Genomic DNA, 6,869 nt, shown 5'->3' on the forward strand with positions numbered 1-6,869 from the left:
CTTCTAAAAGTGATAATCATTATAATAATCAAGATATGATATAATAATTTTATAATAAATGTATTTTCCATATTTTCTATTTAACTTACAAATATGGAATTATAATTATATAAAATATTATTTTATGGGGGCACAAATGAAAACAGGAAAACTAAATAAAATTACTGATGTTAAAGGAATAAAGGTAGGCCATAAAACAATTGATAATGGAAATGTTCATACAGGAGTAACTGTTATTATTCCAAGTGAAAAGAATATATTTCAAAATAAGTATGTAGCATCATCTTATGTTATTAATGGTTTTGGTAAAACTAGTGGACTTGTTCAAATTGATGAACTTGGAACATTAGAAAGTATTATAGGCCTTACTAATACATTGAGCGTTGGTACTGTACAACAAGCTATTGTAAAACATATGCTAAAAGGTAATCCTGATATAGGGCAAGAAACAGGTACAATTAATACCGTTGTTGGAGAATGTAATGATGGTTATATAAATGATATTAGAGCTTGTGCTATTAAGGAAGAAGATGTTTATGAAGCTATTGAAAATGCAACTATAAACTTTGAGCTTGGAAGTGTAGGGGCTGGTAGAGGAATGTCTTGCTTCCAAATGAAAGGTGGAATTGGATCTTCTTCTCGTATTGTTGAATTAGATGGGCAAGAGTACACTGTAGGTCTTCTTATATTGAGTAATTTTGGTTTAAAGAAAGATTTTATTTTTGATAAGATTAGCTTTTCTGACCTTGATGATGAAACTTTAGAAAAAGGAAGTATTATGATGATACTAGCTACTGATATACCATTATCATCACGTCAATTAAAAAGAGTTTGCAAAAGAATGAGTGCTTCTTTATCTAGGCTCGGTTCTTATTTAGGTAATGGAAGTGGAGATATAGTAATTGGATTTTCAACTGCAAATATAATTCCTCATTATGAGACCACAGATATAATTAATATTAAAGAAATTCATGAAAATAAAATAGATTTAGTGTTTAGAGCTTCAATTGAAGCTTGTGAAGATGCTATTATGAGCTCCTTATGGAATAATGAAACTGTTACGGGTAGAGACGGAAATACTAGATATTCTTTAATGGACACCTTAAAAGAGCTTAAATAATAAACATCTTTTCATAAAAATAATAATTATATATATTCACTGAGTAATTTGCAAATTACACTTAAATAAATGGAGGAATATTAGATGAATAATCTGCTTGTTTTAAGCCTATTGAGAGAATAGGCTGATAAAATACTATTCTCTTTTAATCAAATAAACTATTATTTGAGGAAGTGAGAATAAAATGAAAAGAATTAAAAGTAAATATATTGATATCTTAGTTAAGATGTCCTTCCCTATTTTAATGAATTATTTAGTTATAACTTTATTTGAAGTATTAGATAAGGCTATAGTAGGAAATTATTCAATAGATGACTTTGCTGCAGTTGGTGTATCTGCTACTGTAATATACGGAATCACTGGATCCTTAGGAATAATTTCAGCTGCATATAATATTATTGCTGCACAATATTTAGGAAAAGGTGATACGGACTCCTTTAACAATTCATTTTATACAGTTATGTGTATATCTATAATAATTGGACTATCCTTAATATTACTTTCACTATTAGGTGGTAAATTATTATTTTCTAAAGTATTTGGACTAGATGGTAATATCTTAAACCTTTGCTTGGAATACTTTTATATTGCATCAACTACTATAGTAATGAATATGGTTTTATTCAATTTTTCTGTTTATTTTAGAAATCTAAAAGATACTAAAATTTCTTTATATAGTACAATAATTTCTACATGCTTAAATGTAGTATTTGACTATTTATTTGTATATGGAAAGTTTGGATTTCCTGAACTAGGAGCAAAGGGTGCTGCAGTAGGAAGTATATTAGGATTGATAGCTGGAATTGCAGTTTATATAATTAAATTTTATAGAAATGGAGATATAAAATTAAAAGGAGTAATTAGTAAAAAACTTACTCATAAACTTATTAAGTTATATATTCCATTATTAGGCCAAGATGTTATAGAAGGATCCATATTCCCTATTATTTTGACTGGAATTATCTCAAGACTTGGATTATATGAAATTGCATCATATAATTTAGCAGAAAGTATTGGTAGCATAATGGCTTTACCTATTTACGCATTTTCAACATCTGCAATTACATTATCTATTCAAAAGTCCTTTTCTAATAAGGAAGATAATTCAAAAGATAACGAAGATAATCCAAAAGACATAATAAATACAGCTATAGTATTATCATGCTTCATGGTTTTAATTATAGGTATATTTATTTCTATTTTCCCTAATAAGGTATTAGGATTAATTACTAAGGATGCGACTTTGATATTAAAAGTAACTAAGATATTTATATTAGTAATTCTAATGCAAATATTAAATATTTTTAATCAAATATACAAAAGTTATTTACAAGGTTTAAATAATGAAAGATTTGTATTAAAATTTACAAGCTTTATAAGTGCTATATCTATATCATGGATTCTACTATTATCCATAAGGCTTAGCCTAATAGGCGTATATATTGGCTTATGTATAAACAATTTAATATTTACTGTTGTCTATCATTTAAAAATAAATAATATTAAATCAACTAATTATTTAGAGAATATTTTAGAGAGAGAAGAGGCAATAAAGAAAAATTATGATGAAGTAATTTTCTTTAATGAAAAGGGATATTTAGCTGAAGGAAGTGTTAGTAATATATTTGTAGTATCATGTGGAGAAATATTTACTCCTGGAGTAGAAGAAGGACTTCTTCAAGGGACTGTAAGAGAATATCTTTTAGGAAAATATCATATTACTGAGAAAAAAATGACTAGAGAAGATTTATTCAATGCAGATGAAGTGTTTATAACTAATAGCTTACTTGGAATAATGGGAGTAAGTAAAATTGAAGATAAAATATTTTCAAATAATAAGGTGACAAATAAAATTAGAAAAGAGTATGAAGCAGAGATTGATATTTAGGAGGATTAATAATGGTAGATAGAGAAAAGATAATGGAAGGCGTTAAACTTATTATAGAAGGAATAGGTGAAGATACATCAAGAGAAGGATTATTAGAAACACCTGATAGAATTGCTAGAATGTATGAGGAGATTTTTTCTGGCATTGGGCAAACGGCAGAAAAGGAATTATCAAAAACTTTTACTGTTGAAGGAAATGATTTAGTACTGGAAAAGGACATTACATTTTTCTCTATGTGTGAACATCATTTTGTACCTTTTTATGGGAAGGCTCATATAGCATACATACCTAAAGGGAAGGTCGCAGGGCTTTCAAAGTTAGCTAGATGTGTAGAGGTTTATGCTAAGAAGCCTCAACTTCAAGAAAGATTAACCACTGAAATAGCAGATGCTTTGATGAAATATTTAGATGCTGAAGGAGTTATGGTAGTAATTGAAGGTGAGCATATGTGTATGACTATGAGAGGTGTTAAAAAGCCAGGAGCTAAAACTATAACGACTACTTATAGAGGATGCTTTAAGGAAGATTACGAGCTTAGAAAAGAAGTGATGAATTTTATCAAGTAATATTTAGATAGAAGGTGAAGCTTTGGAAAATGTAAATAGTATTTTAAGTAATCCTAAATACAAAGAATTGCTAAGAAAACTTGGTGAGTTAGAAAAAGACAGATGGTATTGTGGACATGACTTGGCTCATTTTTTAGATGTAGCAAGAATCGCATATATTACAGTAATGGAGGAAAAGTTAAACTTTAAAAAGGAAGTAATATATGCTATAGCATTACTTCATGATATAGGTAGAGTGTCAGAATATGCAGAAGGTAAAGATCATCATAAGGCTAGTGTAGAAATAGCTAAAGAATTACTAGATGAAACTAATTTTACTATAGAAGATAAAGAGGATATTTTAAGAGCAATAGATAATCATAGAAAAGAAACTGAGGATGAACTTTCTAAGCTTATTTATACTAGTGATAAGCTTTCAAGAAATTGTTTTAATTGCAGAGCATATAAAGAATGCTATTGGAAAGAAGAAAAGAAAAATAAAATAATAAAGCTTTAAATGGGGAGAGAAGTATGAAAATAGGAAATAGGGACATTAATTTAAATGAAAGAACATATGTTATGGGCATACTGAATGTAACGCCAGATTCTTTTTCAGATGGTGGGAAGTATAATGAAGTTGAAGAAGCTGTTAAAAGAGCAAAAACGATGGTAGAGGAAGGTGCTGATATTATAGATATCGGAGGGGAATCTACTAGACCAGGTGCTGAATATGTATCAGAAGAAGAAGAAATTAATAGGGTTGTACCTATAATAAGGGCTATAAAAAAAGAATTAGATGTAATAATATCAATAGATACCTATAAGAGTAGAACTGCGGAGGAAGCAATTTTAGCAGGTGCTGATATTATTAATGATGTTTGGGGATTTAAAAAAGATGAAAATATAGCTAAGGTAGCAGCTAAATATAATGTGCCTTGTATATTAATGCATAATAGAGAAAATAAACCTTATAAAAAATTAATGAATGATGTTATATATGATTTAGTTGATAGTATTAATATAGCTTTAGAAGCTGGTGTTCTAAGAGAAAATATTATATTAGATCCAGGTATAGGTTTTGCTAAGACCTATGAAGAAAACTTAATAGTTATGGATAATTTAGAAAAAGTTGTACAGATTGGATATCCTGTTTTACTTGCTACATCTAGAAAGTCTATGATTGGCTTAGCTTTAGAGCTACCAACTGATAAAAGACTTGAAGGAACTATTGCAACAACAGTTATGGGAATAATGAAAGGATGTAACATAGTTAGGGTACATGATGTTCTTGAAAATAAGAGAGCTTGTGTAATGACAGATAAAATATTAAGAAGTAAATAGGAGATTTTATGGATAAATTATATTTGAAAGATGTTGAGATTTTTGCTAATCATGGGGTTTTTAATGAAGAAAAGTCATTAGGGCAAAAATTTATTATATCATTAGAACTAGATGTTGACTTAAGAGCAGCGGCTATTACGAATGACTTAAGTAAATCAGTTCATTATGGAGAGTTATGTCATAATATTGAAAAGGAATTCCAAAGAGAAAGTTATGATTTAATAGAAACAGCAGCAGAAAAGATTGCTGAATATATTCTTTTAAATTATTCACTAGTAAAAGCATGTAAAGTATTATTAAAGAAACCTTGGGCTCCTATAGGTAGACATTTAGATACTGCAGCTGTAGAAGTCTATAGAAAATGGCATAAAGCATATATTTCTATTGGAAGTAATATTGGAGATAAGGAAGAAAATATAAAGGCTTCGATAAAGAAAATAGAAGAAATAAAAGAAGCTAAAGTTACTAAGGTATCGTCAATAATAGAAACAGAACCTTGGGGTTATAAAAATCAAGATGTATTTAAAAATGTTGCTATTGAAGTTGAGACATTTTTAGAACCAAAGGAACTTATGTCTAATTTATTAAATATTGAAAAAGAAATGAAGAGAGAAAGAATAATAAAATGGGGACCTAGAATAATAGATTTAGATATAGTATTATTTGATGATTATGTAACTTCAGATGATTATGTAACTATACCTCATCCTAGAATGGAAGAAAGAGAATTTGTCTTAAAACCATTATGTGAAATAGCCCCTAACCTTATTCATCCTTTAAAAAGAGAGAGAATTTTTAGGCTATTATCAAATTTAGAAAATAACCTATAGAAATGGTGCTATCGCACAATGTGCGATAGCACCTATTTTTTTATTTCATTACTAGCTACTTTTTTAATATACTCACAGAAATTATATAAGTTATAATAATCAGAGATACCTTCCATTGAAATAGTATCTTCTTTATAAATTCCGTCCCAAGGATAGATAGATATAAGTTTATCATTATATGCATTAATTACGTATTTATTATCAGAAAACTCTATTATAAGCTTATAATTTGGAATAGAATCTTCTTCAATTTCAGCTTCATAATTCTTATCATTTAATGTGTCTATAAACTCAGGAATTATATCATATTCACTTTTATCAACGTCGTAATACTTATATACATTCATATCAAAGACTTTAATCTTATATTCATTATTTTTAGAAATCAATTCATTTATTTCCTCAGTATAATAATTTACCTTAGGTTTAGTACCAGGTCTTATGTATTGAGCAGTATTTAGGCTACAACCTATAAATAAGGTTGTTAATAATGTTAAAAAAATTAATTTAGATAATCTTTTCATGTAAGGAAAAAGCCCTCCTATTAATTATTCATATATTAGCTTATTCTATATGAAAATACTTTAGAACATTTTAATATCATTGGAATAAAATGAAATAACAATAGGTTTTATGGAGCATATGTGAAATACGGATTAGATGTAAATGAAAAAAATATTTTAGATGAAATTATAAACTATATAAAAGATAGTGGAGACTTTATGGTAAATCTTTCAGAGGAGGATGTGGATTATAACAAAAATATAAACTATGGGAAAATATTAAGAAAAAAGGTTCTTAAGTCAAATGTTACGAATATAGATATCTATTTTAAAATTGAGTTTGTAGATAAAATAGACGGTATTTATATTTATTATAGCCCTAATGAAAAAATTGAGGAAGTTATTAAATCTAGTATTGGAAAGCTAATAAAAGAATCAGTTTTAATTGAAAAGAAAGAAGGAGAAAATCTATATTTATTAAAGAATATTAATGCGCTAGGGATAGTGTTAAAAATTCCAGAAAGATTAATAGAAAAAGTAGAAATAATTACAATAAAAGAAATATTGAAGGATTTAAAAGAATTATGAATATTGAAGAGGTTTATTAAATGGTATCCCCAATAAAATAATGCTAGGGATATC

General features: G+C 27.7%; 8 protein-coding genes. 7 read left to right on the forward strand and 1 reads right to left on the reverse strand.

Annotation, left to right across the window (positions count from 1 at the left end; translation table 11 throughout):
* The first annotated feature begins 136 nt into the window (after nt 1-136).
* The 6 genes from E6248_RS11105 to folK all read left to right on the forward strand — a co-directional run bounded on the left by E6248_RS11105 (nt 137) and on the right by folK (nt 5,724).
* Entirely contained in the window at nt 137-1,120 is a 984-nt protein-coding gene (locus tag E6248_RS11105) for a P1 family peptidase (RefSeq protein ID WP_316340865.1), read from the forward strand.
* Between the two features lie 184 nt (nt 1,121-1,304).
* Nucleotides 1,305-3,008: an MATE family efflux transporter gene (locus E6248_RS11110; protein ID WP_316340866.1), complete on the forward strand. Its 1,704-nt coding sequence runs from the start codon at nt 1,305-1,307 to the stop codon at nt 3,006-3,008.
* Nucleotides 3,009-3,019: 11 nt separating this feature from the next.
* On the forward strand, nt 3,020-3,574 hold the full coding sequence (gene folE / locus E6248_RS11115; RefSeq protein WP_316340867.1) for a GTP cyclohydrolase I FolE: 555 nt from the start codon (nt 3,020-3,022) through the stop codon (nt 3,572-3,574).
* 22 nt (nt 3,575-3,596) lie between these two features.
* Complete coding sequence (locus tag E6248_RS11120) at nt 3,597-4,070, forward strand: HD domain-containing protein (RefSeq protein WP_316340868.1); 474 nt, start codon at nt 3,597-3,599, stop codon at nt 4,068-4,070.
* A 14-nt stretch (nt 4,071-4,084) separates the two neighbouring features.
* The gene (folP, locus tag E6248_RS11125; RefSeq protein ID WP_316340869.1) at nt 4,085-4,894 is read left to right on the forward strand and encodes a dihydropteroate synthase; all 810 of its coding nucleotides are present in this window, start codon (nt 4,085-4,087) and stop codon (nt 4,892-4,894) included.
* 8 nt (nt 4,895-4,902) lie between these two features.
* A complete protein-coding gene (folK, locus tag E6248_RS11130) occupies nt 4,903-5,724 on the forward strand; it encodes a 2-amino-4-hydroxy-6-hydroxymethyldihydropteridine diphosphokinase (protein ID WP_316340870.1) in 822 nt (273 codons plus the stop codon).
* A gap of 32 nt (nt 5,725-5,756) precedes the next feature.
* On the opposite strand, the gene E6248_RS11135 is transcribed toward folK, so the two are convergent.
* Nucleotides 5,757-6,248 (reverse strand): DUF4883 family protein, encoded by a 492-nt coding sequence (locus tag E6248_RS11135; RefSeq protein WP_316340871.1) that lies wholly within the window; start codon nt 6,246-6,248, stop codon nt 5,757-5,759.
* A 120-nt stretch (nt 6,249-6,368) separates the two neighbouring features.
* Here E6248_RS11135 and E6248_RS11140 point away from each other — a divergent pair, with 120 nt between their 5' ends.
* Nucleotides 6,369-6,815, forward strand: coding sequence for a hypothetical protein (locus E6248_RS11140; RefSeq protein ID WP_316340872.1), 447 nt, complete (start codon nt 6,369-6,371; stop codon nt 6,813-6,815).
* Nucleotides 6,816-6,869 lie beyond the last annotated feature (54 nt).

The sequence above is a fragment of the Clostridium sp. genome, from assembly GCF_032552055.1.
Lineage (GTDB): Bacteria > Bacillota > Clostridia > Clostridiales > Clostridiaceae > Clostridium.

Coding starts and splice junctions, on each gene's coding strand:
- E6248_RS11105 (WP_316340865.1), top strand. CDS start 137: ATGAAAACAGGAAAACTAAATAAAATTACTGATGTTAAAGGAATAAAG.
- E6248_RS11110 (WP_316340866.1), top strand. CDS start 1,305: ATGAAAAGAATTAAAAGTAAATATATTGATATCTTAGTTAAGATGTCC.
- folK (WP_316340870.1), top strand. CDS start 4,903: ATGGATAAATTATATTTGAAAGATGTTGAGATTTTTGCTAATCATGGG.
- folE (WP_316340867.1), top strand. CDS start 3,020: ATGGTAGATAGAGAAAAGATAATGGAAGGCGTTAAACTTATTATAGAA.
- E6248_RS11135 (WP_316340871.1), bottom strand. CDS start 6,248: ATGAAAAGATTATCTAAATTAATTTTTTTAACATTATTAACAACCTTA.
- folP (WP_316340869.1), top strand. CDS start 4,085: ATGAAAATAGGAAATAGGGACATTAATTTAAATGAAAGAACATATGTT.